Source organism: Streptomyces sp. HUAS MG56 (assembly GCF_058673395.1).
In genome coordinates this window covers 5,153,605-5,176,127 of record NZ_CM178722.1, presented here as the reverse complement: position 1 = coordinate 5,176,127, position 22,523 = coordinate 5,153,605, and the positions used below count along the sequence as shown (strand labels likewise).

Here is a 22,523-nt window from a genome sequence, read left to right as displayed (position 1 = left end):
ACCCTGCTGGTCCTGGTCTGCGTCGGCGTGCTCGCCTTCGCCGCTCTGGCAGTGAAGAAGCTGTACCAGGGCCAGCGCTGAACCTCACCTAGGAAAGCTTTCCGCTCATGATCGAGATCCCGTCCGACCTGCACAAGGACCTCGTCCCGCTCGCCTTCCTGCTCGGCAACTGGGCCGGCGCGGGCGTGCACGACTTCCCCGGCGCCGAGAAGTGCAACTTCGGCCAGGAGGTCAGCTTCACCCACGACGGACGGGACTTCCTGGAGTACCACTCCCGCACCTGGGTGCTGGACAACGACGGCAACAAGGTCCGCCCGCTGGAGTCGGAGTCCGGCTTCTGGCGGATCGACGCCGACCGCAAGGTCGAGGTGACGATGACCCGCGACGACGGTGTCATCGAGATCTGGTACGGCGAGATGGCCGACAAGAAGCCGCAGATCGACCTGGTCACGGACGCCGTCGCCCGCACGGCCGCCGCCCGGCCGTACAGCGGCGGCAAGCGGCTCTACGGGTATGTGAAGAGCGACCTGATGTGGGTCGGCGAGAAGCAGACGCCCGACGTCGAGCTGCGCCCCTACATGTCGGCCCATCTGAAGAAGGTCGTCACCCCCGAGGACGTCGAGCGCTGGGCCAAGGCCCTCCCCGACGACATGCCGGACGACGGCATCGCGTTCTTCAAGTGACCAAGGCCGGGTAAGGGCCTTTCCTGATCACACGCGGCTTCACACGCGTCCCAGCAGCCCACCCGCGAGACCGCCGACGAGACCGTCCTCCGCGTCCATGTCGTCGTCGGCGGACTTCGGCTTCGGGTCGTGCCCGGGGTGGTTGCGGTGGTTGTCGGGCCGGGACCAGATGTCCCCGGCGGCGGGCTGGCCGGCGGCCGTGGGCCCGGGACGGGCGGACGCCGCGGTCGCGCCGAGCGTGGCGAGCAGGACAGGGGTGGCGACCGCGAGGGCCAGGATTCTGCGGACGTGCATGGATACCTCCGTGTTGGGGGCGACAGGTCGCCGCGAAGCTACCCACGGAATTCATCCTGAATAACGAATTATCGAGCTAACCACTCATGCGGCCGAAGAGGACCGGCTCCCGGTGTGACGGGCGTGGTTCTAGACTCGTCGGTGTGGTGAGCACCGACTGGAAGAGTGACCTCAGGCAGCGTGGCTACCGGCTGACGCCGCAGCGGCAGCTCGTGCTCGAAGCCGTGGACACCCTTGAGCACGCGACCCCCGACGACATCCTCACGGAAGTGAAGAAGACGGCGTCGGGGGTCAACATTTCCACCGTCTACCGGACGCTGGAGCTGCTGGAGGAGCTGGGCCTGGTCAGCCACGCCCACCTCGGGCACGGGGCGCCCACCTACCACCTCGCCGACCGGCATCACCATCTGCATCTGGTGTGCCGGGACTGCGAGAGCGTGATCGAGGCCGATGTGGCGGTCGCGTCGGAGTTCACCGCCAAGCTGCGGGCGCAGTTCGGGTTCGACACCGACATGAAGCACTTCGCGATCTTCGGCCGCTGCAAGGACTGCTCCCTGAAGAGTTCAACTACCGCGTCGTAGGCTGGCCGTATGAAGAGCCCTCTGCTGTCCCTGCCCGGCGCCGTCCCCGCCGAGGGCGTGGACGAAGGTGTCGCCGCCCACTACGGCGACCTGTTCCGTGAGCAGCGTGCCCTCGCCGAGGGCAGCGGCTTCGTGGACCTGTCCCATCGCGGCGTCGTCACGGTCACCGGTGACGACCGGCTGAGCTGGCTGCACCTGCTCCTCACCCAGCACGTCAGCGAGCTGCCGCCCGGCGAGGCCACCGAGGCGCTGATCCTGTCCGCGCACGGGCACATCGAGCACGCCCTGTACCTGGTCGACGACGGTACGACGGTGTGGGCGCACGTGGAGCCCGGGACGCGGGAGGCGCTCCTCGCCTACCTGGAGTCGATGAAGTTCTTCTACCGGGTCGAGGTCGCCGACCGGACGGACGACTTCGCGGTCGTCCACCTGCCCGCCGGGTCCATCGCCGAGGTGCCGGACGGCGTCGTCGTACGGGAGACGGCGTACGGGCGGGACCTGTTCCTGCCGAGGGCCGACCTGGAGTCCTTCGCGGCCTCCCACGGACCCGCCGCCGGGCTGCTCGCGTACGAGGCGCTGCGCGTCGAGCAGCACCGGCCCCGGCTCGGCTTCGAGACCGACCACCGGACCATTCCGCACGAGCTGGGCTGGATCGGTACGGCGGTGCACCTGCAGAAGGGCTGCTACCGGGGGCAGGAGACCGTGGCCCGGGTGCAGAACCTGGGCAAGCCGCCGCGCCGGCTGGTCTTCCTGCACCTGGACGGGAGCGACGTCCATCTGCCGGGCGCGGGAACCGAGATCCGCCTCGCGGACGACGGGCCCGACGGGCGCAGGATCGGGTTCGTGACGACGTCCGTACGCCACCACGAGCTGGGGCCGGTGGCACTGGCGCTGGTCAAGCGCAATGTGCCGGTGGACGCGCGGCTGATCGCCGGTGACACCGCCGCCGCGCAGGAGGTCGTGGTCGAGCCGTAGGCCGGCCCTGGGGCGTCGTCACATCTCCAGCAGCACCGTGAAGGGGCCGTCGTTCGTCAGGGACACCCGCATCCGCGCCCCGAACCGGCCCGTCGCCACCGTCGCGCCGAGGGCCCGCAGTTGGGACACCACCTCGTCGACCAGGGGCTCGGCGACATCGCCCGGGGCCGCCGCGTTCCACGTGGGGCGGCGGCCCTTGCGGGCGTCGCCGTAGAGGGTGAACTGGCTGATGACCAGCAGCGGGGCGTCGACGTCGCTGCACGACCGCTCGTCCTGGAGCATGCGGATCGACCACAGCTTGCGGGCCAGCTGGGCCGCCTTCTCCTTGGTGTCCTCGTGGGTCACCCCGACCAGGACGCACAGCCCCTCGCCCTCGATCGCGCCGACCGTCTCGCCGTCCACGACGACGCTCGCGCCGTCCACCCGCTGCACCACCGCTCGCATGCGGACCATCATGCCGCGTGTCCCGCTCGTGGTCACAGGCGGCCCATTATCAATCCTTACCGCCCATCTGGGGCTGTTCGGGGGCACTCGGTCACATTGCGGTCGGTCGGGGTGGCACGATGCTTACCACACGCCGGTCGAGGGGACGGTCAGAACCACGATGAGCACACCTAGTACCAGCGGGCGGCTGGAGCTCCAGGGGGTCCAAGGGGTCCAGGGGATGCCGGAGGTGACGTACCGGGCGCCCACGCAGCGCGCCGACAGTCCGTCGAGCCCCGTGCTGCCCGCCGAGCCCCGCGAGCGCGAACTGGCCCGGCTCGGCCTGCCCGAGCTGCGCACCCTGCGCCGGGACGCCCAGCGCGACGAGGCGGACCTCAGCTATGTGCGGCGACTGCTCCAGGGGCGGATCGACATCCTGCGCGCGGAGCTGTGCCGGCGCGGCCGGGCCTCGGTGCCCGCGCCGGCCGACGGCTCGGTGGTGGACCGGCTCCCGGAGATCCTGAAGGACGCCCCGGCCCGCTACCGCTCCTCGGCCCGCCATGTCACGCTCGGCACCCCGCACAACGAGGAGTACCGGCAGCTGGCCGCCGAGATGCTCGGCGAGGTCGAGCTGAGCGATCTCGCGGCGCGGACCGATCTCGAACTGAGCAGTGCCATGGGGCGGTTGGTGCGCTACGAGCAGGAGGTCTCGCAGCGCCGGCAGCGGCTGCAGCAGACCACCGACGAGTGCAGCGGGGAGATCGCCCGCCGGTACCGGGTCGGCGAGGCCACGGTGGACGACCTGCTGAGCTGAAAAGGGGGCGACGCCCGGCGGGGCGTGTGCCTATCGTGAGGTGATGAGCGACCTGGTGATACGCGCTGTCGGCGAGTCCGAGTACGAGAACTGGCTGCGGGCCGTGAGCACCGGGTTCCTGAGTCCGCCCACCGTGAGCGCGGACCAGCTGGAGCGCAGCCGCCGCACGGACGCCGAGGCGTCGGCCCGGCGGACCGGCGCCTTCGACGGCGACCGGTGCGTGGCGACGCTCTGCTCCTTCCGGCAGGAACTCACCGCCGTCGGCGGCGCGTTCGTCCCCGCGAACGCCGTCTCGGGCGTCACCGTGAGTCCCACGCACCGGCGCCGGGGCCTGCTCACCCAGATGCTGGGCCGGGACCTCGCGGCGGCGAAGGAGCGCGGTGACGTCGTCGCCACGCTGATCGCCGCCGAGTACCCGATCTACGGCCGCTACGGCTTCGGCCCGGCGGCCTGGTCCGTCAAGTGGACCGTCGAGGCGCTCCGGGCGGGGCTCGACCGGCGCTGGGCCGGGCCCGAGGACGGGGGCCGGATCGATCTGGCCGACGGCGCCGAGGTGCGCACGCTGGGGCCCGCGCTGCACGAGCGGTTCCGGGCCGCCACGCCCGGCGCGGTCAGCCGTGTCCCGGTGTGGTGGGACCTGACGACCGGCGTCCTGCGCTCCGGCCCGGACTGGACCGAGCCGTACTACGCGGTGTACCGCTCCGCCTCCGGCGAGGTCGAGGGTCTGGTGTCGTACCGCACGGCGGAGCACGACTGGCCGGGCAACCAGCCGGGGGACACCCTGGCCGTGAACTGGATGCTCGCCACCACCCCGGCCGCCGAGCGCGCCCTGTGGCACTTCCTGTGCTCGATCGACTGGGTGGCCCGGGTGACCAGTGACCGGCGCGCCCCGGACGACCTGCTGCCCCAGTTCCTGCCCGACCCGCGCGCGGCCCGCCTCACCGAGCACACGGACTGGCTGTGGCTGCGGATCCTGGACGTCGTACGGGCCCTGGAGGCGCGGACGTACGAGGCGGCGGGGTCGGTGGTCCTGGAGGTCGCCGACCCGGAGGGGCCGGCCGGCGGGCGGTTCCGGCTGGAGGCCTCGGCGGACGGGACGGCCTCCTGCACGGTCACGTCCGCGAGCGCCGATCTCACCCTCGGCGTCGGCGAGTTGAGCAGTGTGTGGCTCGGCGGGGAGTCGCTGCGGCGGCTCGTGGCGCTCGGGCGGGTGCGGGAAGAACGAGAGGGCGCCGCCCGGAAGGCCGACGCCCTGTTCCGCTCGCCCGGGCTCCCGTGGTGCCCGGAGCTCTTCTGACGGGTCCCTTCTCCCGGCTGCCCTGACTGTTCATGGCTGTTCATGACTGCTGTCCGTAGCGAGCTGTTCAGTTGTGGCTGTGCTGTGCGGTGTTCAGTTGTGGCTGAGCTGTTTGTCTCATGTCCTGTTCAGTTGTGACTGTGCGCTTCGGTGGCCGTCCCCTGCCCGGGCTCCCGGCTCCCCTCCGGAGGGAAGCCCGGTCGGCCAACCACTGGGGAAGCTCGACCATGTCCTGCAAGTTGGCAGCCAACTTCACTGTACTTATCTCCGCGCGGAAGCGGCTCATAACCAGCTGTCGACGAACTGCCGGAAGTTGGCGGGAAGTTGTAGTGTTTGTCCGTGGACCCGGAGCACGTCTTGTCCCATGGACGGACGAGGCCACAGCGGCCCCGCTCGTCCCACCGCGACATCGCCGACGAACTGCGCAGCCGGATCAGGTCCGGCGTGCTGCGGCCGGGCCAGCGCATGCCCACGCAGGCCAAGCTGGCCGACGAGTTCGGCGTCGAGCGCGGGGCCGTACGGGAGGCGCTGCGCATCCTTCAGGCCGAGCAGCTGCTCATCAACGTGTCCAAAGGCAGTCCGGCGACCGTGGCCCCCGCGCTCGGGCCTGTGCCTTTCGTGTCCGGGCCGGCCGCCGCGCCGCAGCCCACCATGGTCGGGCTCACCCCGCGCATCGCGGCCGCCTTCGCCGCGCCGCACGTGCGGATCGACGCGCTCTGCCTGACCTCCGTCTCGCTCACGCTGGCCGTCGGCGAGCCACTGCGACAGATCCACGCGGGACGGCTGAAACCGGCCAAGATCGACGTCCGGGTGCTGCTGCCCAGCCGGGACATCGACCTCGCCTTCCCGGCGCCGGTGGCCGCCGACGACGGGGGTCTGCTGCACCGCCGCTGGCTGGCCCAGCGCAACGCCCAGGGGCAGGTGCTGCGGCAGAACCTGCTGGCCCTGCTCACCACGCACGGCATCGACGTCCGGGTCTCCTTCCGGGCGCTGCCGTTCACCCCGCCCGTGAAGCTGTATCTGCTCAACGACGCGGAGGCGCTGTTCGCGTACTACACGCTCAAGCGCCGTGAGCGGGAGATCGAGCACGAGCATCTGGAGCTGTACGACGCCGACGGCACGCGCTCGGTGCTGTTCGCCTTCGAGGGGGACGCCGGGGCGCGGGACGCGGCGTTCGTGGAGCAGTCCCGGCGGTGGTTCGACGCGCTGTGGGGGACGATCAGTTCGGAGCTGCGGTTCGGCGCGTAGCCGGCGGGCGCGTGGGTGGCAGCCAACTCCGGCCAAGTTGCCGGTGCTTGGCAGCTATGGGCGAACAACTTCTGGGCAACTCTCCCTGGATGGATCAGAGTTGTAGCGTTTGGTCGTGACTCGGGAGTATGTGGCAGTGAACGGCAGCAGAAGGCGCACGCCCCAGGAGATCGCCGACACCCTGCGCGAACGCATCCGCACGGGTGCCCTGCGGCCCGGTGCGCGGCTGCCCACGCAGGCCGTGCTGGCGGGGGAGTTCGGGGTCGAGCGGGGTGCCGTGCGCCAGGCGCTGCGCGTGCTCCAGGAGGACGGGCTGCTCAGCGACGTCAGCAAGGGCAGCCCGCCACGGGTCGCCGAGCGGGGCGAGGGCCGGGAGGGGCCGCAGCCGACCATGGTGGCGCTGGCGCCCCGGCTCACCGAGGCGTTCTCGGCGTCGCACGTGCGCATCGACGCCGTCTGCCTGACCGCGCAGAGCCTGATCCCGGCGCTCGGCGAGCCGCTGCGGCTGATCCACGAGGGGCGGCTCAAGCCCGACCGGATAGACGCCCGGGTGCTGCTGCCCGGCCGGGACATCAACCTCGCCTTCCCGGTCTCGGTCGACGCCGGGAGCGAGGAGGACGACGCCGTGCACCAGCGCTGGCTGGCGATGCGCAACGCCCAGGGCCAGGTCCTCCAGTACAACCTCCAGGCGCTGCGCGGCACCCACGACATCGACGTCCAGGTCACCTTCCGGGCGCTGCCGTTCACCCCGCCCGTGAAGCTGTACCTGCTCAACGGGGCGGAGGCGCTGTTCGCGCACTACATGATCAGCCGGCGCGAGGAGCCGACCGACAGCGGGACACTGGAGATGTGGGACACCCTGGGTTCCGAGTCGCTCCTCTTCTCCTTCGAGCGGCGCTCCGGGCAGCGGGACGCCGCCTTCGTGGAGCAATCGCAGAAGTGGTTCGACGCCCTCTGGGAAACCATCACGTCGGACCTGACACTCTCCTAGTGACTTCTGATGCGACTTCTGATGCCAGCGAGATCGAAAAGCTTCGGGAACTGATCACACCGGCCCGCTTCGTGCTGTGGGACTTCGACGGGCCGATCTGCCGGCTGTTCGCCCGGCGCCGGGCCTCGCGGGTGGCCGCCGACCTGGTGGAGTGGCTGGAGCGCCAGGGCCTGCGCGGGCTGCTCACCGACGCCGAACGGGAGACCCTGGACCCGCAGGTGGTGCTGCGCGCGGTCGGCCGCCGGCGCCCGGGCAGCGACCTCGTCGCCGGGCTGGAGGAGCGGCTCACCCAGGAGGAGCTGCGGGCCGCCGCCTCGGCCCTGCCCACCGCCTACGCCGATCCGCTGATCCGCACCTGGACGGCCGTCGGCGCCCGGCTGGCCGTCACCACCAACAACTCGCCCCGCGCGGCCCGCACCTACCTGGACTCCCGCGGCCTCACCGGCTGCTTCGCCCCCCACCTGTACGGCCGTACCGACCAGTTGCACCACCTCAAGCCGCACCCGCACTGCCTGCACCGGGCGCTCGCCGCGATGGGCGCCCCGCCCGGGGCCGCGCTGATGATCGGCGACGCCGTCTCGGACCTGGCCGCCGCGCGCGAGGCGGGCGTCGCGTTCCTCGGCTACGCGCGTAACGAGGGCAAGGAGCGGACGCTGCGCACGGCGGGCGCCGACCTGGTCGTACAGTCGCTCGAACCCGTCCTGACGTTGCTCCGGAGCGGCCGTCCGGTGGGCTAGCATGCCGACGAGTCCGGGCCACCGCCCGGACTCGTGCGCACTCACGGCGGCGCGAGCGGCCGGGTGTGCCCGCGCGCGCAGGGAACGGGTACGAGCCGGTCCTCGGCGGCCGACTCGTGTGTTGCTGGTTCCCTTCCCTTTTGCGCGATCGACCTGGAGCGGCCCGTGGGCGCACCGCCTGTCCCGCGAGCCACGAACCTCGCCGTCCGGGAGCTTGTGACCCGCGCGCTCGCGACACCGCCGGCGCGTTCCGGACACCACCACGACGACCACGTCCTGCCGCTGACCGAACCGGCGGCCCGGCTGCTCGGCCGGGCGCCGGGCACACCGGTGACCGTACGGGTGCGGCGGGCCGGTGCGCCGGCGGTGGTGATCCGCACCTGGCCGGGCGAGCCGGAGATCCTGCGGGCGGTCGGGGCCGTACTGCCGCAGGTGCCGCACGTGCTGCTGGAGGGAGCGGACTTCACCGTCCTCAGCCATGTGGCGGGCACCCGTCCCGCGTTGCCCTCGGCGACGGACGTGGCCGGGCTGCTGGCCGCGGTGGTGCAGGTGCGCGGGTCGGCGCTGCCGCCGCTGCCGGCCGGCCGGCCCGGCGACCACACCGATTCCCAGGGGTTCCTGCGCGCCCTCGCCCACCAGGCCGACCAGCAGATCCGCCGCCCCAACTGGCGCCGATACGGTGGCCTGTTCGTGGCGCTCGGGGTGCCCGAGGACGCGTTGCTGCGGTTCGCCGAACGCGTCCCGGCGATGACCCGGCGGCCGTACGGCCTGCTCCACGGCGACCTGCACGGCGGCACGCTGCTCGTTCCCGCCTCCGGGGCCGTGCCGTTGACGTGCGTGGACTGGGAACTCGCCGGGTACGGCGACCCGTTGCACGACCTCGCCGTGCACCTCGTGCGGATGCGGTACGCCGAGCAGCGGTGGCGGGAGGTCGTCGAGGCGTGGGAGGCGGCCGTGCGCCGGGTGCGGCCCGGTGCCGTCGCCGGTCTCGGCAAGGACCTGCGGCACTACGTCGCCTTCGAGCACGCGCAGTCGTTGTACGCCGCCGTGATCCGTGCCGCGCGCTCCCTGGAGGACTCCTTCGACCGGGGCCGTCTGGAGGAGGCGACGGCGGATGTCCGTACGGCCCTGCGCCGGGGCGCGGCCGCGCTGCGGCTCGGCCGGGTGCCGGAGCGGGCCGAGATCGAGAGGGCGCTGTTCCGCCGGGGGGTTTCGAGCACCGCCTCGGCTTCGCCGCCGGCGGCTGACAGTGGTGCCCGTGCGCGCGGGATCGGGTGGATTCCCGATCGGCGGGTGCCCGAGCATCCCGGGTTTCCGCGTTCCGCCGTGCTCGACGCGCTCGCGCTGGAGGGCACCGCGCCGGCCGGGCGGGTGTTCAAGGGGGCCGCTCATCTCAACACCGTGCTGCGGGTGCCCGGCATCGGATTCCCCGTGGTCGTGCGGCGTGCGGTGACCGTCGTGCTGCGGCGTGAGCCCAGCTTCCTCAGTGAGCACGCCGTGCTCGCCGCCATCGAGCGGTCGGGGGCGGCGGTGGCGGCGCCCCGGGTGCTGGCGCTCGGCGAGTCTCACGCCACCGATCCCGCCCATCGCTATCGCGGGGACCGGTTCGCGGTGCACACGTACGAGGGCGGGCGGGATCTCGGGCGCCGGCCCGAGCACCCGGTGCACGGGCTGCGGCCGCACGAGGCGGACTGCCTGGTCGACCAGCTGGCCGAGCTGACGACGGTGGACTACGCCGAGGTCGACCCGGTGGCCGGCCGGTCCGGGTTCCGCGACGGGCGCCGGTCCGGCTTCTACGACTGGCTCAGCGGCCAGCTCGTGGCGCTGGTCGCCGCCCTGCCGAAGGAGTCCCAGCAGGCCGCCCGCTTCCTCGGCCTGCCCGATGCACCCCGGCTGCGCGAGATCCTCGCCCGGCACCGGGTCACCGACCGCGACTCAGCCCTGCTGCACGGCGACCTCAACCCCTGGAACCTGGTCCGCCGCGACGACGGCCCGGCCCTCACCCTGATCGACTGGGAGCTGGCCGTGGTCGGGGACCCGCTGTACGAGCTGGTCCGGCACATGCACCTCACCCCGACCCGGCCGGAGATCCGCGACCGCATGTTCCGCCGCTGGGAGGCCCGGCTGCCCGCGCGGTTCACGAAGAACTGGCAGGAGGACTGGCGGGTGTACCGCTGGATCGAGCTCGTCCGCTCCGCCTACGTCGACCTCGACCGCCTGGTCACCGGCGCGGGCCTCGACGCCCCCAACGTCCGCCGCGCGCTCGACTCGTACGGCATGACCCTCGCCGCCGCCATCGCCTCCCTGGGCCTGTCGTCCCGGCGGCGCGGCGATCCGCGGCTGCCGCCCGCCCCGGCCCGGCCCGCCCGCCCCGGCGGTCCCGCATAGGCTCGGCCCATGGGAGAGATGGGCCTGCGCGAGCGCAAGAAGCAGCGGATGTACCAGGACGTGTCGGACACCGCCGTACGGCTGTTCCTGGAGCGGGGCTTCGACGCGGTGTCCGTGGCGGAGGTCGCGGCGGCGGCCGGGATCTCCAAGCCGACCCTCTTCCGGTACTTCCCGGCCAAGGAGGACCTGGTCCTGCACCGGATCGCGGACCACGAGACGGAGGCGGCCCGGGTGGTCGCCGGGGCCGCCGACCCGGTGGACGCGCTGCGCCGGCACTTCCTCGCCGGGCTGGAGCGCCGCGACCCGGTCACGGGCCTGAACGGCCACCCGCAGGTGCTCGCCTTCCACACCCTGCTCTACGGCACCCCGTCCCTGGTGGCACGGGCGTACCGGCACCAGGAGCGGTCGGAGGCGGCGCTCGCCGAGGCGCTCGGCGGCGATCTGGACGCGCGGCTCGCGGCCGGGCAGATCATCGCCGTCCAGCGGATCCTCGCCCAGGACAACTGGCGGCGGATCGCGGCGGGGGAGGCCGTGGAGGACGTGGCCCCGGACGCCGTGCGGGCGGCGGAGCGGGCCTTCGCGCGGCTGGCGGAGGGGCTCCCGCAGCTGAGAGGCGCTGTGTGAGACCGGGTTAAAAATGTAACTCGGTAACGTTATGGCGGTACGCTGGCGCCATGACGCCACCCGACCCCGCCCTCACGGACACCCTCCACGCCGAGCGCGCCCACCACGACGCCTGTCGTGCCGCCCTCACCGCGATGATCGAGGGCGCCGCCGAGCAGGTCGTCATCGGCGAGGACGTCTCCGCCTCCGGCGCCGACGCCGAGGTCCTCGGCTACCAGTTGCGCAGCCAGGCCAAGGCCATGCGCGAACTCCCGCCGGGCCCGCTCTTCTTCGGCCGCCTGGACTTCGCCGGGCACCACCCCGAGCACGGCGGCATGGCCTACCACGTCGGCCGCCTGCGCATCACCGAGGACCCGGCCACCCCGCCCCTCGTGGTCGACTGGCGGGCCCCCGTCTCCCGCGCCTTCTACCAGGCGAGCGCCCGCGATCCCCAGGGTGTGGAGGTGCGCCGCCGGTTCGGCTGGGCGCCCGGCGGCGCGGGCGACTCCGCCGACCTGACCGGGCTGGAGGACGAGTACCTGGGCCGGGGCGAGTCGCGGGCCAGCGACATCGTCGCCCGCGAGATCGAACGGCCCCGGGTCGGGCCCATGCGGGACATCGCCGCCACCATCCAGCCCGAACAGGACGACCTCGTCCGCGCCGCCCTCGCCGACTCGGTGTGCGTCCAGGGCGCCCCCGGCACCGGCAAGACCGCCGTCGGCCTGCACCGCGCCGCCTACCTCCTCTACACCCACCGCAGGCGCCTCCAGCGCGCCGGCCTGCTGATCCTCGGCCCCAACCGCACCTTCCTGCACTACATCGCCGAGGTGCTCCCGGCCCTCGGCGAGAGCGCGCGGCGCGGCGCGACCGACGGGGGGTACCGGCAGACGACGCTGCCGGAGGAGATCGCCCGCCACCCCGTCACCGGCGCCGACTCCCCGGCAGCCGCCGCGCTCAAGCACGACGCCCGCATGGCCGAGGTGTTGCGCCGGGCGCTGTACGCGCGCGTGAGCACCGACGGCCTCACCGACCTCGCCGTGCCCGACGGCTCCTACCGCTGGCGGGTACCCGCCGCCGAACTGGCCGAGATCGTCGCCGAGGTGCGCGCCGAGGAACCGCCGTACGCCGTCGGGCGCGAGCGGGTGCGCACCCGGGTCGTACGGCGCCTGCGGGAGCGGGCCGAGCGGCGCGCCGGGGTGCTGCCCGCCGCCTGGGTGCGCCGCATCGAGCGGGCCCGGCCGCTCACCGCCTGCCTGGACACGGTGTGGCCGAGGATCCGCCCGGAGGAGGCGCTCACCGAACTCCTCGCCGACGCGGGGGTGTTGGCGCGGGCGGCGGACGGTCTCCTGGACCCCGCCGAACAGTCGGCACTGCTGTGGCCCAGGCCGCCGCGCTCGTACAAGTCGGCCCGCTGGTCGGCCGCCGACCTGGTGCTGCTGGACGAGCTGTCCGGGCTGATCGAACACCCCGAGGGATACGGGCACATCGTGGTCGACGAGGCGCAGGACCTGTCGCCCATGGAGTGCCGGGCGATCGCCCGCCGGGCGGCCTTCGGCTCGCTGACCGTCCTCGGCGACCTCGCCCAGGGCACCACCCCGTGGGCCGCCCGCGACTGGTCCGTCCAGCTCCGCCACCTCGGCAAGCCGGAGGCGCGCGTGGTGCCGCTGACCACCGGCTTCCGGGTACCGGCGGCCGTCGTGACCCTGGCCAACCGCCTCCTGTCCCGGCTGGACGTCGCGGTCCCGGCGGCCCGGTCCCTGCGCACCGACGGCGCGTTGCGGCTGCGGCCGACGACGGACGTGCCCGGTACGACGGTGACGGCGGTCCGCGAGGCGCTGGCCCACGAGGGCTCGGTGGGCGTGGTCGCGGCGGACGAGGAGGTGGCCGGCGTGGGGGAGGCACTGAGCGCGGCCGGCATCGCCACGTCCGGGCCGGACACCCTGGGCGCCCGGGTCACGCTCGTCCCGGCGAGCATGGTGAAGGGCCTGGAGTACGACCATGTCGTGGCCGTGGAACCGGCGTCGGTCACGGCGGCGGAGCCGCGCGGCGCACACCGCCTGTACGTGGTCCTGACCCGGGCCGTCTCCCGCCTGGACGTCGTCCACTCCCGCCCGCTGCCGTTCTGACGGGGGTGGCGTGCGCCCTGGCCGGCGGCAACCGTGCGCTCTGTCACGCCCCCACGTACGTGGCCAAGTGCTTCCCGGTCAACGTCGAGCGCGCAGCGACGAGTTCCGCCGGTGTCCCCTCGAACACCACCCGGCCCCCGTCGTGCCCGGCGCCCGGGCCGAGGTCGACGATCCAGTCGGCGTGGGCCATGACGGCCTGGTGGTGCTCGACCACGATGACGGACTTGCCGGAGTCCACCAACTGGTCGAGCAGGCCCAGCAGATGCTCGACGTCGGCCAGGTGGAGGCCCGCCGTCGGCTCGTCCAGGACGTAGACGCCGCCCTTGTCGGCCATGTGCGTGGCCAGCTTCAGCCGCTGGCGCTCGCCGCCGGAGAGGGTGGTGAGGGGCTGGCCGAGGGTCAGGTAGCCGAGGCCGACGTCGGTCAGCCGCTGGAGGATCCTGTGGGCCGCCGGGATGTGCGCCTCGCCCGTGGCGAAGAACTCCTCCGCCTCGGTCACCGACATCGCCAGCACCTGGGCGATGTCCCGCCCGCCGAGCGTGTACTCCAGCACCGAGGCCTGGAACCGCTTTCCCTCGCACTCCTCGCACGGCGTGGCGACCCCGGCCATCATCGCGAGGTCGGTGTAGACGACCCCGGCGCCGTTGCAGGTGGGGCACGCGCCCTCGGAGTTGGCGCTGAACAGGGCCGGCTTCACGCCGTTGGCCTTGGCGAAGGCCTTGCGGACCGGCTCCAGCAGGCCGGTGTACGTCGCCGGGTTGCTGCGCCGGGAGCCACGGATCGGGGCCTGGTCGACGGAGACCACGTCCGCACTCCCGGGGCCCTTGGGCACCGAGCCGTGCACGAGCGAGCTCTTGCCGGAGCCCGCGACGCCGGTGACCACGCACAGCACGCCGAGCGGGATGTCCACGTCGACGTCCTGGAGGTTGTGCGTCCGCGCGCCCCGGATCTCCAGCGCGCCCGTCGGCTTGCGCACGGTGTCCTTCACGGCGGCCCGGTCGTCCAGGTGGCGGCCGGTGAGGGTGCCGCTGCCCCGCAGCGCCTCGACGGTCCCCTCGAAGCACACCGTGCCGCCCGCCGTACCGGCGCCGGGGCCGAGGTCCACGACGTGGTCGGCGATGGCGATGACCTCCGGCTTGTGCTCCACGACGAGGACCGTGTTGCCCTTGTCGCGCAGGCGCAGCAGCAGGTCGTTCATGCGCTGGATGTCGTGCGGGTGCAGGCCGGTGGTGGGCTCGTCGAAGACGTACGTCACGTCGGTCAGGGCGGAGCCCAGGTGGCGGATCATCTTCACGCGCTGCGCCTCGCCGCCCGACAGCGTGCCCGCCGGCCGGTCCAGCGAGAGATAGCCGAGGCCGATCTCCACGAACGAGTCCAGGGTGTGCCGCAGCGAGGCGAGCAGCGGCGCCACCGTCCCCCGCGCGTGGCTGACGCCACTGTACGCGCGGGTGGTACCCCCAGGCTCGGCCAGCCCGCGCACCCACGCGGCGAGGTCGCTGATCTGCATCGCGCACGCGTCGGCGATGCTCACACCCGCGATCTTCGAGGAGCGGGCCGCCTCGGTGAGCCGGGTGCCCGCGCACTCGGGGCAGACGGCGAAGGTGACCGCGCGGTCCACGAAGGCCCGGATGTGCGGCTGCATGCCCTCCTTGTCCTTGGCGAGCATCGACTTCTGGATGCGCGGGATCAGACCCTCGTAGGTCATGTTGATGCCCGCGATCTTCATCCGGGTCGGTTCCTTGTGCAGGAAGTCCTGGAGTTCGCGCTTCGTGTACGTGCGGATCGGCTTGTCGGGGTCGACCAGGCCGGACTCGGTGTAGAGCCGGTAGTTCCAGCCGCCGGACTTGTAGCCGGGGATGGTCAGCGCGCCCTCGTTGAGGGAGAGGGAGTCGTCGTAGAGCTGGGTCAGGTCGAGGTCGGAGACCGTGCCCCGGCCCTCGCAGCGCGGGCACATGCCGCCGGTGATGCTGAAGCTGCGCCGCTCCTTTACCTGCTGTCCGCCGCGCTCGACGGTGACCGCGCCGGCGCCGCTGACCGAGGCCACGTTGAAGGAGAACGCCTTGGGCGAGCCGATGTGCGGCGTGCCGAGCCGGCTGAAGAGGATGCGCAGCACGGCGTTGGCGTCGGTGGCGGTGCCGACGGTGGAGCGGGGGCCGGCGCCCATCCGCTGCTGGTCGACGGTGATCACGGTGGTCAGCCCGTCGAGCACGTCGACCTCGGGGCGCGCCATGTTCGGCATGAAGCCCTGGACGAACGCGGGGTACGTCTCGTTGATCAGCCGCTGCGACTCGGCGGCGATCGTGTCGAACACCAGTGAGCTCTTGCCGGAGCCGGAGACCCCGGTGAAGACCGTCAGCCGGCGCTTGGGCAGCTCGACGTCGACGTCCTTGAGGTTGTTCTCCCGGGCGCCGTGCACCCGGATCAGGTCGTGGCTGTCGGCGGCGCGCGCCGGGGTGAGGTCCATGCCGGCCAACCTAACGCCGCCCGCGCCGCCGGCGCTTCTCGAATCCTGACGGCTTCGAGAGGCCCTAGGCGGGACCCGAGGTGTCGGCGGCCAGGGAGAGGGCGAGTCCGCCGAGCACCGTGCCCATCACCCAGCGCTGCATCCTGAGCCAGGAGGGGCGGCGGGCGAGGAAGACGGCGATGGTGCCGGCGGCGAGCACGATGGCCAGGTTGACCGCGATGCTCACCACGATCTGGACCGAGCCGAGCAGGAGCCCCTGGAGCAGCACGTGGCCCTTGCCCAGGTCGATGAACTGGGGGATCAGGGAGACGTACATGATGGCGATCTTCGGGTTGAGCAGATTCGTCATCAGGCCCATCGTGAAGAGCCTGCGCGGCGAGTCGTGCGACACGTCCTGCGGGGCGAAGACCGGGACGCCGCCCGGCTTCAGGGCGTTCCAGGCGAGGTACGCGAGGTAGGCGGCGCCGGCCAGCTTCACCGTGACGTACAGCCCGGGTACGGCGGTGAAGACGACCGACAGGCCCAGGTTCGCGGCGAGCAGGTACACCAGGAAGCCGAGGGCGACCCCGCCGAGGGAGATCATCCCGGCCCGGCGGCCCTGGGTGATGCTGCGCGAGACGAGATAGATCATGTTCGGGCCGGGCGTGAGGACCATGCCGAGCGCCACCAGGCCCACGCCGAACACTCCACTTGGTTCGATCATGCGGCGAGCGTAGGTCAGTTCAATACCTCGGTGCAATCAAAAGATTGCGCTCGGTGCAATGGTGTGGTGGGGTGAGTGCCGTGAAGGACTACCGGAGCGTCGCCGACGCCGTGGCCGAGGAGATCCGCGCCGGCACCCTGCGACCCGGCGACCGCCTGCCCCCGCAGCGCGCGTTCGCCAGGCGGCACGGCATCGCCGGCTCCACCGCCACGCGCGTGTACCGGGAACTGGCCCGGCGCGGCCTGACCGTGGGCGAGGTCGGCCGCGGCACGTTCGTGCGCGCGACGCCCGACGGCCCCGCCCCCGCGCTCACCGAACCGGCGCTCGCCCGGATCGACCTGGAGCTGAACCACCCCGTCGTACCCGAGCAGAGCGCCCTGCTCGCCGAGGGGCTCGGCGGGCTGCTGCGCCCGGACGCCCTCGCTCACGCGCTGCGGCCGGTCGGCGCGGCCGGGCTGCCCGCCGTCCGGGAGTCCGCCGCCGCCCTCCTCGCCCGCGGCGGCTGGCGCCCCGACCCCGCGCGGATCCTGTTCGCGGGCAACGGCCGGCAGGCCGTCTCGGCCGCCGTCGCCGCCCTGGTGCCCCCGGGCGGCCGCCTCGGCGTCGAGGAGCTGACATACCCCGTGATCAAGGCCGTGGCGGCCCGGCTCGGCATCACCCTCGTCCCGCTGGCCATGGACGAGGACGGGCTGGTCCCGCAGGCGCTGGCGCGGGCCCACGCGGCCGCCCCGCTGCACGCCGTCTACGTCCAGCCGCGCGTGCACAACCCGCTCTCGCTCACCCTGCCCGAGCGGCGGGTCGTGGAGCTGGCCGAGACCCTGGAGCGGCTCGCCCTGCCGGCCGTGGAGGACGCGATCTGGGGGTTCCTGCGCGACGAACTCCCGCCGCTCGCCGCGTACGCGCCCGAGCGGACCGTCCTCGTCGACAGCCTGTCCAAGCGGCTCGCCCCCGGTCTGACCCTGGGCTTCGCCGTCGCCCCGGCCGCGCTCACGCCGACCCTCTCCGCCGCCCTGCGCGCGAGCGGCTGCACCCCGATGCGCTTCGCGCTGGAGGCCGCCCACCGCTGGCAACAGGACGGCACCGCAGCGGAGTTGGCGGCCGCCAAGCGGCGGGAGGCGGTGGTGCGGCAGGAGATCGCGGCCCGGCGGCTCGCCGGGTTCGACGTGCGCGGCGAGGACCGCTCCTTCCACTGCTGGTGGCGGCTGCCCGGCGGCTGGCGCGCGGACACGTTCGTCGCCGCCGCGGCCCGGCTCGGCATCGGGGTCGTGCCCGCGGCCGCGTTCACCGTCGGCGAGGCCCACGCCCCGGCCGCCGTCCGCGTGGGCCTCGCCACGCCCCCGCGCGACGTCCTCGCCCAGGCGCTCGGCACACTCGCCGACCTGGCCCGCACGGCACCCGAGGACGCGGTCGCCGACTGATCCGGGCCGGGGTGTCACATCCCGGATCCCACCGGTGTCTTCATGGCGACAAGCCCTTCGTACCGTTCGTACCGGGAGAAGACGATGACACTGCGTGTCCCGAAGGCGGACCTCTCCGCCGAGCTGAGCGAGAGCATGATCGAGCAGTACGGTCTCGTGCCCGAACCCCTTGAGGCCACCGGCCACCACCCCGACGTCTTCCGGGCGAGCTCGGAGATGGGGGCGCGGGTGACCGCGTGGGACATGGCCGACGACAGCCTCAAGACGTTCGCGCACATGGCCGTCGCGGCACAGGTCGGGTGCAGCTGGTGCCTCGACATCAACTACTTCCTCGCGCAGCACAAGGACCTGGACCTGACCAAGGCGAGCCAGGTGCCGCGCTGGCGGGAGTCGGACGTGTTCACGCCGCTGGAGCGGGACGTGCTGGAGTACGCCGAGGGCATGACGGACACCCCGCCGACCGTCACCGACGCGCTGGCCGCGCGCCTGCTGGACCGGCTCGGCCCGGCGGCACTGGTCGAGCTGACGGCGGCGATCGCCTTCGCCAACTTCTCGACCAGGAACAACGCGGCACTCGGGGTGAAGTCGCAGGGCTTCTCGGACGCCTGCGAGATCCCCCTGGCCGGCCGCCCGGTGACGTCCGGCCCGGCCCCGACGGCATGACGGCGCAGGACCCCTTCGTCGCCCACCGCAGCCTGCTCTTCACGGTCGCCTACGAGATCCTCGGCTCGGCCGCCGACGCCGAGGACGTGCTCCAGGAGTCCTGGCTGCGCTGGGCGGGCGCCGACCGGGCCGAGATCCGCGACCCGCGGTCGTACCTGGTCCGCACCGTCACCCGGCAGTCGCTCAACCGGCTGCGCACCCTGGCGCGCAGACGCGAGGAGTACGTCGGCGAGTGGCTGCCCGAACCCCTGCTGACCAGCCCGGACGTCGCGGAGGACGTCGAGCTCGCGGAGAGCGTGTCGATGGCGGTGCTGACCGTCCTCGAAACCCTCGGGCCGACCGAGCGCGCGGTGTTCGTGCTGCGCGAGGTCTTCGACCTGCCGTACGGCGAGATCGCCGAGGCCGTCGGCAGGCCGGCCGCCACCGTACGGCAGATCGCCCGCCGGGCCCGCGCGCACGTGGCGGCCCGGCGGCCCCGGGTGACGGTGAGCCGCTCGGAGCAGCGGGCCGTGGTGGAGCGCTTCCTGCTGGCGCTGCGCACCGGGCGGCTGCAGGAGCTGCTGGACGTCATGGCGCCCGACGTGGTCATGATCACCGACGGCGGCGGGGTGGTGGCCGCCGGGCTGACGCCGTTCCACGGCGCCGAGCTGGTCGCGGGGCTGCTGGCGCGCGCCAGCGAGGTCACGTCGGACTTCGCGCCGGTGTGGCTCAACGGCGCACCGGCGATCCGGATCGACCTCGACGGGGAGCCGTGCGCGGTCAGCGTCACGGTGGCCGACGGCCGCATCACCGGCCTCTACGTCGTCCGCAACCCGCACAAGCTGACCCGCCTCGACGAACCGGCGCAGCTGTCCCGGTGACCGGCCGGCCCCCGTGCCTCACCCCGCGACACACTTTTGCAAGCAAGGTGCTTGCAATTGTTAGCAGGGGTGGGGCACAGTGGGGGCATGGCATCGCTGAACGTCGGCAACCTCGGTGAGTACCTGCGCGAACAGCGGCGGAACGCCCAGCTGTCGCTGCGGCAGCTCGCCGACGCCGCGGGGGTGTCCAATCCGTACCTGAGCCAGATCGAGCGCGGGCTGCGCAAGCCCAGCGCGGAGGTGCTCCAGCAGGTCGCCAAGGCCCTGCGCATCTCCGCCGAGACGCTGTACGTGCGCGCCGGCATCCTCGACGCGGAGCGGGACGGGGAGGAACGCCTCCGGGAAGGCGCGACGCGCGCCGGCATTCTCGCCGACCCCTCGCTCAACGAGCGGCAGAAGCAGGTGCTGCTCCAGATCTACGAGTCCTTCCGCAAGGAGAACGGATTCGGGGGCGGCGAGCCCGACGCGGCCGAGGACGGCCCGGCGGGCGCGGACCACGACACCGGCGGCACGGACGGCGCCGGCGCCGCGGCCGGCAGAAGCGATGTCGATGCCGGTCCGCGGCGGACGGCCGGATAACCGGACCAGGGCGCCGGCCGCCCCACCGCGGACCACACCAACCCTCAGCCGAACGCGAATCCGGGAGGACCAGATCACCATGGCCATCACCGACGACCTGCGCAAGACCCTCAGCGACCCGACTCCGCTCTACTTCGCCGCCGGTACCGCCGACCTCGCCTACCAGCAGGCCAAGAAGGTGCCCGCCCTGGTCGAGCAGCTGCGCGCCGAGGCCCCGGCCCGCATCGAGGCCGTCCGCAACACCGACCCCAAGGCCGTGCAGGAGAAGGCCGCCGCCCGCGCCAAGGAGGCGCAGGAGACCCTGCAGACCAAGGTCAACGAGTTCCTCGGCACCCTCGACGTGGACCTGAAGAAGCTCGGCGAGCAGGCCCAGGACCTCGCCCTGCGCGGTGTCGGCGTCGCCGCCGAGTACGCCGTCAAGGCCCGCGAGACCTACGAGAAGGTCGCCGAGCACGGCGAGCAGACCGTCAAGACCTGGCGCGGCGAAGCCGCCGAGGACATCGAGGACTTCGCGATCGCCGTCGAGGGCAGGCCCGAGCCGGTCGGCGTCAAGGAGGAGGAGCCGAAGCCCGCCGAGGCCGAGGCCGCGCCCGCCGAGAAGAAGCCGGCCGCCAAGAAGGCCCCGGCGCCGCGCAAGAGCACCACCGCGAAGAAGACCACGCCGCCCGCGAAGTGAGCGCGCGCGACGAGCCGGCACCGGGCCGGGCACCTTCGGGGTGTCCGGCCCGTTGTATGGGTACCGTGGCTGTACGGACGACTCGACTCGGGTGGTGGGTACTGTGCTGACAACGGCAATCGGCGGAGTGATGTGGCTGATCTTCACCGCCATGCTGGCGCTCGCCATCGTGGCGTTCGTGATGGCGGCGATCTTCCGCGAGGACGCCTACCGCGCCGCGAACAAGAACAACAAGGGCTTCTGGCTGATCATCCTGGGACTCGCGGTCGCGGTGAACCTCTTCGTCCCCTGGCTCTTCCTCCAGCTCGCGGGCCTGGTCGCCACGATCGTCTTCTTCGTGGACGTCCGCCCGGCCCTCCAGCAGGTCTCGGGCGGCAGGGGCGGCAAGGGCTTCCGGAAGCGGGGCCGCGGCAGCAGCAGCGACGGTCCGTACGGGCCGTACAACGGCGGCCGCTGACAAGCACACCCCGACCGGCAGCCGGCGACGGAGCGGTACCTCCTACGGGGAGGTACCGCTCATACCGTCCGGTCCAGCAGCACGACCGCCACGTCGTCCGTCAACTCGCCCCCGTTGAGCTGCCGGACCTCGGCCACCGCGGCCCGCAGCAGCGCCTCGCCCCGCAGCCCCTCGGACAGCTGCCGCCGGATCATCGACACCATGCCGTCCTGACCCAGCCGCTCCCCGCCGTCGCCGACCCGCCCCTCGATCAGCCCGTCGGTGTAGAGCATCAGGCTCCACTCGGCCCCCAGCCCGACCTGCATCCGCGGCCAGCGCGCCCCGGGCAGCAGCCCGAGCGCGGGGCCGTTGTTGTCGTAGGGCAGCAGCGTCGCGTCCCGCCCGGGACGGGCGAGCAGCGGTGCCGGGTGCCCGGCCAGGCACAGGCCCGCGCTGCGGCCGTCCGGCGCGATGTCGACCGTGCACAGCGTCGCGAAGATCTCCTCGTCGGCGCGCTCGTGCTCCAGCACCTGCTGCAGCGTGCTCAGCAGCTCGTCCCCGCACAGCCCGGCCAGCGTCAGCGCCCGCCAGGCGATGCGCAGCTCCACACCGAGCGCGGCCTCGTCCGGGCCGTGGCCGCAGACGTCACCGATCATGGCGTGCACCGTGCCGTCGGGCGTGCGGACGGCGTCGTAGAAGTCGCCGCCGAGCAGTGCCCGGGAGCGGCCGGGGCGGTAGCGGGCGGCGAAGCGCAGCTCGGAGCCGTCCAGCAGGGGCGTGGGCAGCAGCCCGCGCTCCAGCCGGCGGTTCTCCTGGGCGCGCAGCCGGCCCTCCGCGAGGCGCCGCTCCGCGGTGTCGGAACGTTTCCTCTCCACCGCGTACCGGATGGCGCGGCTCAGCAGCCGGCCGTCCAGCTCGTCCCGGAAGAGATAGTCCTGGGCCCCCACGCGCACGGCCTCGGCGCCGCGCTCGGGGTCGGCGGAGGCGGTCAGCGCGAGCACGGCGTGCCGGGGCGCGAGCCGGAGCACGTGCTTGAGCACGGCCAGCTCGTCGTCGGCGTCGTCGCGGGCGGGCGCGGACAGCGCGAGGTCCAGCAGGATGCAGTGGACGTCGTCGGTGAGCAGCCGCTCGGCCTCGGTGAGGTTGCGGGCGGTGCGCACGCGGATCGGCTTGCCGGCCGAGTCCTGCAACTCGTGCGCCAGCGGCGAGCCGGCCGGATCGTCCTCGATCAGCAGCAGCGTGAGAGTGGTGCCGGCGCCGCTGGCGGGCGTGGCGTCGCGGTGGGCCTCTTCCTTGAGGGGGCCGCCGACTGCGGTGGCGGCCTCCTGCGCCTGACCACTCTCCACGGCCGGGATCGCTCTCTGCCGCGGTACGGGTACGGGCATGGTGTCGGGTTCCTTCCCTCCCCCCGAGGGCGTGACGGCGCCGAGGGTCTCGGGCCGTCGACGGGTGACCATAGCGGCACTGCCCGCCCTGATGGAATGGTGTGAGCCGCGTCGCTCCCGCGCAGGCCGCTGTCATATGCCGCGTTCCCTACCGCAGTTGGACAGGGCGCCCCGGCCCG

At 73.0% G+C, this 22,523-nt stretch carries 22 protein-coding genes; 17 read left to right on the top strand and 5 right to left on the bottom strand.

Annotated features, from left to right (window positions below; genetic code table 11):
- Positions 1–107 precede the first annotated feature (107 nt).
- On the top strand, positions 108–683 hold the full coding sequence (locus AC4OXY_RS24455) for a heme-binding beta-barrel domain-containing protein (RefSeq protein ID WP_362816917.1): 576 nt from the start codon (positions 108–110) through the stop codon (positions 681–683).
- A 39-nt stretch (positions 684–722) separates the two neighbouring features.
- Here the strand turns inward: AC4OXY_RS24455 and AC4OXY_RS24450 are convergent, their stop codons facing one another.
- Entirely contained in the window at positions 723–977 is a 255-nt protein-coding gene (locus AC4OXY_RS24450) for a hypothetical protein (protein ID WP_362816916.1), read from the bottom strand.
- Positions 978–1,120: 143 nt separating this feature from the next.
- On the opposite strand from AC4OXY_RS24450, the gene AC4OXY_RS24445 reads away from it, so the two are divergent.
- Complete coding sequence (locus AC4OXY_RS24445) at positions 1,121–1,558, top strand: Fur family transcriptional regulator (RefSeq protein ID WP_356020427.1); 438 nt, start codon at positions 1,121–1,123, stop codon at positions 1,556–1,558.
- Between the two features lie 9 nt (positions 1,559–1,567).
- A complete protein-coding gene (gene ygfZ, locus AC4OXY_RS24440; protein ID WP_356020424.1) occupies positions 1,568–2,533 on the top strand; it encodes a CAF17-like 4Fe-4S cluster assembly/insertion protein YgfZ in 966 nt (321 codons plus the stop codon).
- A gap of 18 nt (positions 2,534–2,551) precedes the next feature.
- Here ygfZ and dtd read toward each other — a convergent pair whose 3' ends face one another.
- Positions 2,552–2,977: a D-aminoacyl-tRNA deacylase gene (dtd, locus tag AC4OXY_RS24435; protein WP_356020422.1), complete on the bottom strand. Its 426-nt coding sequence runs from the start codon at positions 2,975–2,977 to the stop codon at positions 2,552–2,554.
- Positions 2,978–3,137: 160 nt separating this feature from the next.
- On the opposite strand from dtd, the gene AC4OXY_RS24430 reads away from it, so the two are divergent.
- From AC4OXY_RS24430 to AC4OXY_RS24395, 8 genes are all read left to right on the top strand, one after another.
- Positions 3,138–3,770: an RsiG family protein gene (locus AC4OXY_RS24430; RefSeq protein ID WP_376287702.1), complete on the top strand. Its 633-nt coding sequence runs from the start codon at positions 3,138–3,140 to the stop codon at positions 3,768–3,770.
- A gap of 43 nt (positions 3,771–3,813) precedes the next feature.
- Positions 3,814–5,067 carry a GNAT family N-acetyltransferase gene (locus AC4OXY_RS24425; RefSeq protein WP_491991074.1) on the top strand — a complete coding sequence of 418 codons (1,254 nt, stop codon included), beginning with the start codon at positions 3,814–3,816 and terminating at the stop codon, positions 5,065–5,067.
- A gap of 333 nt (positions 5,068–5,400) precedes the next feature.
- Positions 5,401–6,315, top strand: a complete 915-nt coding sequence (locus AC4OXY_RS24420) for a winged helix-turn-helix domain-containing protein (protein ID WP_376287700.1) — start codon at positions 5,401–5,403, stop codon at positions 6,313–6,315.
- A 109-nt stretch (positions 6,316–6,424) separates the two neighbouring features.
- On the top strand, positions 6,425–7,306 hold the full coding sequence (locus AC4OXY_RS24415; RefSeq protein ID WP_362816910.1) for a FadR/GntR family transcriptional regulator: 882 nt from the start codon (positions 6,425–6,427) through the stop codon (positions 7,304–7,306).
- Complete coding sequence (locus tag AC4OXY_RS24410) at positions 7,306–8,043, top strand: HAD family hydrolase (protein WP_356020414.1); 738 nt, start codon at positions 7,306–7,308, stop codon at positions 8,041–8,043. Before AC4OXY_RS24415 ends, AC4OXY_RS24410 begins: the two co-directional genes overlap by 1 nt.
- A gap of 165 nt (positions 8,044–8,208) precedes the next feature.
- A complete protein-coding gene (locus AC4OXY_RS24405) occupies positions 8,209–10,431 on the top strand; it encodes a phosphotransferase family protein (RefSeq protein ID WP_491991073.1) in 2,223 nt (740 codons plus the stop codon).
- Positions 10,432–10,440: 9 nt separating this feature from the next.
- Positions 10,441–11,055 carry a TetR family transcriptional regulator gene (locus AC4OXY_RS24400; protein ID WP_356020410.1) on the top strand — a complete coding sequence of 205 codons (615 nt, stop codon included), beginning with the start codon at positions 10,441–10,443 and terminating at the stop codon, positions 11,053–11,055.
- Positions 11,056–11,105: 50 nt separating this feature from the next.
- Positions 11,106–13,160 carry a HelD family protein gene (locus AC4OXY_RS24395; RefSeq protein WP_491991072.1) on the top strand — a complete coding sequence of 685 codons (2,055 nt, stop codon included), beginning with the start codon at positions 11,106–11,108 and terminating at the stop codon, positions 13,158–13,160.
- A gap of 43 nt (positions 13,161–13,203) precedes the next feature.
- Here AC4OXY_RS24395 and AC4OXY_RS24390 read toward each other — a convergent pair whose 3' ends face one another.
- Both AC4OXY_RS24390 and AC4OXY_RS24385 read right to left on the bottom strand, forming a co-directional pair.
- Positions 13,204–15,624, bottom strand: coding sequence for an ATP-binding cassette domain-containing protein (locus AC4OXY_RS24390; RefSeq protein WP_491991071.1), 2,421 nt, complete (start codon positions 15,622–15,624; stop codon positions 13,204–13,206).
- Between the two features lie 64 nt (positions 15,625–15,688).
- Positions 15,689–16,327 (bottom strand): LysE family translocator, encoded by a 639-nt coding sequence (locus tag AC4OXY_RS24385; protein WP_356020403.1) that lies wholly within the window; start codon positions 16,325–16,327, stop codon positions 15,689–15,691.
- A gap of 80 nt (positions 16,328–16,407) precedes the next feature.
- Here AC4OXY_RS24385 and AC4OXY_RS24380 point away from each other — a divergent pair, with 80 nt between their 5' ends.
- The 6 genes from AC4OXY_RS24380 (at position 16,408) to AC4OXY_RS24355 (ending at position 20,980) form a co-directional block, all read left to right on the top strand.
- Positions 16,408–17,745, top strand: coding sequence for an aminotransferase-like domain-containing protein (locus AC4OXY_RS24380; protein WP_376287754.1), 1,338 nt, complete (start codon positions 16,408–16,410; stop codon positions 17,743–17,745).
- 84 nt (positions 17,746–17,829) lie between these two features.
- The gene (locus AC4OXY_RS24375; RefSeq protein WP_356020398.1) at positions 17,830–18,408 is read left to right on the top strand and encodes a carboxymuconolactone decarboxylase family protein; all 579 of its coding nucleotides are present in this window, start codon (positions 17,830–17,832) and stop codon (positions 18,406–18,408) included.
- Complete coding sequence (locus AC4OXY_RS24370; protein ID WP_491991070.1) at positions 18,405–19,268, top strand: RNA polymerase sigma-70 factor; 864 nt, start codon at positions 18,405–18,407, stop codon at positions 19,266–19,268. The genes AC4OXY_RS24375 and AC4OXY_RS24370 overlap by 4 nt, the downstream gene beginning before the upstream one ends.
- An 87-nt stretch (positions 19,269–19,355) precedes the next feature.
- A complete protein-coding gene (locus AC4OXY_RS24365) occupies positions 19,356–19,847 on the top strand; it encodes a helix-turn-helix domain-containing protein (protein ID WP_356020394.1) in 492 nt (163 codons plus the stop codon).
- Between the two features lie 79 nt (positions 19,848–19,926).
- Entirely contained in the window at positions 19,927–20,523 is a 597-nt protein-coding gene (locus AC4OXY_RS24360; RefSeq protein ID WP_356020392.1) for a hypothetical protein, read from the top strand.
- A gap of 130 nt (positions 20,524–20,653) precedes the next feature.
- Positions 20,654–20,980, top strand: coding sequence for a DUF2516 family protein (locus AC4OXY_RS24355; RefSeq protein ID WP_376287752.1), 327 nt, complete (start codon positions 20,654–20,656; stop codon positions 20,978–20,980).
- Between the two features lie 59 nt (positions 20,981–21,039).
- Here the strand turns inward: AC4OXY_RS24355 and AC4OXY_RS24350 are convergent, their stop codons facing one another.
- Complete coding sequence (locus AC4OXY_RS24350; protein WP_376287686.1) at positions 21,040–22,344, bottom strand: PP2C family protein-serine/threonine phosphatase; 1,305 nt, start codon at positions 22,342–22,344, stop codon at positions 21,040–21,042.
- Between the last annotated feature and the right edge of the window lie 179 nt (positions 22,345–22,523).

Bases quoted from the DNA above. Each gene is read 5' to 3' on its own strand.
- AC4OXY_RS24430 (WP_376287702.1), top strand. From the start codon at position 3,138: ATGAGCACACCTAGTACCAGCGGGCGGCTGGAGCTCCAGGGGGTCCAA.
- AC4OXY_RS24370 (WP_491991070.1), top strand. From the start codon at position 18,405: ATGACGGCGCAGGACCCCTTCGTCGCCCACCGCAGCCTGCTCTTCACG.
- AC4OXY_RS24450 (WP_362816916.1), bottom strand. From the start codon at position 977: ATGCACGTCCGCAGAATCCTGGCCCTCGCGGTCGCCACCCCTGTCCTG.
- AC4OXY_RS24400 (WP_356020410.1), top strand. From the start codon at position 10,441: ATGGGAGAGATGGGCCTGCGCGAGCGCAAGAAGCAGCGGATGTACCAG.
- AC4OXY_RS24360 (WP_356020392.1), top strand. From the start codon at position 19,927: ATGGCCATCACCGACGACCTGCGCAAGACCCTCAGCGACCCGACTCCG.
- AC4OXY_RS24395 (WP_491991072.1), top strand. From the start codon at position 11,106: ATGACGCCACCCGACCCCGCCCTCACGGACACCCTCCACGCCGAGCGC.
- AC4OXY_RS24355 (WP_376287752.1), top strand. From the start codon at position 20,654: ATGTGGCTGATCTTCACCGCCATGCTGGCGCTCGCCATCGTGGCGTTC.
- AC4OXY_RS24365 (WP_356020394.1), top strand. From the start codon at position 19,356: ATGGCATCGCTGAACGTCGGCAACCTCGGTGAGTACCTGCGCGAACAG.
- AC4OXY_RS24350 (WP_376287686.1), bottom strand. From the start codon at position 22,344: ATGCCCGTACCCGTACCGCGGCAGAGAGCGATCCCGGCCGTGGAGAGT.
- AC4OXY_RS24390 (WP_491991071.1), bottom strand. From the start codon at position 15,624: ATGGACCTCACCCCGGCGCGCGCCGCCGACAGCCACGACCTGATCCGG.
- AC4OXY_RS24425 (WP_491991074.1), top strand. From the start codon at position 3,814: ATGAGCGACCTGGTGATACGCGCTGTCGGCGAGTCCGAGTACGAGAAC.
- AC4OXY_RS24455 (WP_362816917.1), top strand. From the start codon at position 108: ATGATCGAGATCCCGTCCGACCTGCACAAGGACCTCGTCCCGCTCGCC.
- AC4OXY_RS24385 (WP_356020403.1), bottom strand. From the start codon at position 16,327: ATGATCGAACCAAGTGGAGTGTTCGGCGTGGGCCTGGTGGCGCTCGGC.
- ygfZ (WP_356020424.1), top strand. From the start codon at position 1,568: ATGAAGAGCCCTCTGCTGTCCCTGCCCGGCGCCGTCCCCGCCGAGGGC.
- AC4OXY_RS24375 (WP_356020398.1), top strand. From the start codon at position 17,830: ATGACACTGCGTGTCCCGAAGGCGGACCTCTCCGCCGAGCTGAGCGAG.
- dtd (WP_356020422.1), bottom strand. From the start codon at position 2,977: ATGCGAGCGGTGGTGCAGCGGGTGGACGGCGCGAGCGTCGTCGTGGAC.